Here is a 1,348-nt window from a genome sequence, read left to right on the forward strand (position 1 = left end):
GGCGCTACGACCTCTTCAGTCAGAGTGGGGCGCTGTGCAATAAGCACTTTGTTTCCTTTCGGTGAGCTCCGCTATATGAGCCCACAGGTTGGGGAAAACATATCTTAGGAAGCAGACGGGTGTCTGTACTCTCCGGGTACTGCTCCGTGGAGTGTACCCGTCGAGGGATTAGGTCGAGACCTAATTAGACGCGGCGGCGCTTCGGGGGACGGCAACCGTTGTGTGCAACGGGGGTAACGTCCTGGATCGAACCGACCTCGAGGCCTGCAGCCTGCAGGGAGCGGATTGCGGTTTCGCGACCGGAACCGGGGCCCTTGACGAACACGTCAACCTTGCGGACGCCGTGCTCCTTGGCGCGGTTTGCAGCAGCCTCAGCAGCCAGCTGTGCGGCGTAGGGGGTGGACTTACGAGAGCCCTTGAAGCCCATGTCGCCAGCGGAGGACCAGGAGATCACTGCACCGGTGGGATCGGTGATGGAGACGATGGTGTTGTTGAAGGTCGACTTGATGTGAGCCTGACCAGCAACGATGTTCTTGCTAACCTTGCGGCGGTTGGTCTTACGAGCTGCCGCAGCGCGAGTCTTGGGAGGCATTTTTGATTCTCCTACAAAGGTTTTCTAATACGTTGGTCGGATAGGGATATCCAACAGAGCAACGTTGCTTACTTCTTCTTACCTGCGACGGTACGCTTCGGGCCCTTGCGGGTACGTGCGTTAGTCTTGGTGCGCTGACCGTGAACCGGCAGGCCGCGGCGGTGGCGCAGGCCCTGGTAGGAACCGATTTCAACCTTACGGCGGATGTCAGCTGCAACCTCGCGGCGAAGATCACCTTCAACCTTGTAGTTGCCTTCGATGAAGTCACGAAGTGCCACGAGCTCCTGGTCGGTCAGGTCCTTGACGCGGGTGTCAGGGTTGACGCCGGTAGCAGCGAGGGTTTCGTGTGCACGGGTCTTGCCCACGCCGTAGATGTAAGTGAGAGCAACTTCCACGCGCTTTTCGCGGGGAATATCAACTCCAGCGAGACGTGCCATACTGGCTTCTCCTTGTTGTTTTCCAGAGGTCTATAGCATCACTGCCCGGGTTATTCTTGCCCGGTCCCCGGCCTCTGAGTCCGGAGGTATCCGAAGGCGCCTCGTGGGCGTTGCTTCGGAGCGGTGCCTATGACAATTCCGCCCTCTGTTGGGGCGGTTATGAAGTCAGCTACTAGGGATTAGCCCTGGCGCTGCTTGTGGCGCGGGTTTTCGCAGATCACCATGACCACACCGTGACGGCGGATCACCTTGCACTTATCGCAGATCGGCTTAACGCTCGGCTTGACCTTCATCGCATTCCTTTTGATTGCAACTTGAT

General features: G+C 58.3%; 3 protein-coding genes. All 3 read right to left on the reverse strand.

What is annotated here, in order from left to right; all coding sequences use genetic code 11:
• Window positions 1-184: 184 nt before the first annotated feature.
• Window positions 185-592, reverse strand: a complete 408-nt coding sequence (gene rpsK, locus Q0216_RS08125; RefSeq protein ID WP_005505028.1) for a 30S ribosomal protein S11 — start codon at window positions 590-592, stop codon at window positions 185-187.
• Window positions 593-660: 68 nt separating this feature from the next.
• Entirely contained in the window at window positions 661-1,029 is a 369-nt protein-coding gene (gene rpsM / locus Q0216_RS08130) for a 30S ribosomal protein S13 (protein ID WP_005505026.1), read from the reverse strand.
• A 179-nt stretch (window positions 1,030-1,208) separates the two neighbouring features.
• Entirely contained in the window at window positions 1,209-1,322 is a 114-nt protein-coding gene (gene rpmJ / locus Q0216_RS08135) for a 50S ribosomal protein L36 (RefSeq protein WP_004005257.1), read from the reverse strand.
• Window positions 1,323-1,348 lie beyond the last annotated feature (26 nt).

Source organism: uncultured Rothia sp. (assembly GCF_937976295.1).
GTDB lineage: Bacteria > Actinomycetota > Actinomycetes > Actinomycetales > Micrococcaceae > Rothia.

Bases quoted from the DNA above. Each gene is read 5' to 3' on its own strand.
- rpsK (WP_005505028.1), bottom strand. From the start codon at position 592: ATGCCTCCCAAGACTCGCGCTGCGGCAGCTCGTAAGACCAACCGCCGC.
- rpsM (WP_005505026.1), bottom strand. From the start codon at position 1,029: ATGGCACGTCTCGCTGGAGTTGATATTCCCCGCGAAAAGCGCGTGGAA.
- rpmJ (WP_004005257.1), bottom strand. From the start codon at position 1,322: ATGAAGGTCAAGCCGAGCGTTAAGCCGATCTGCGATAAGTGCAAGGTG.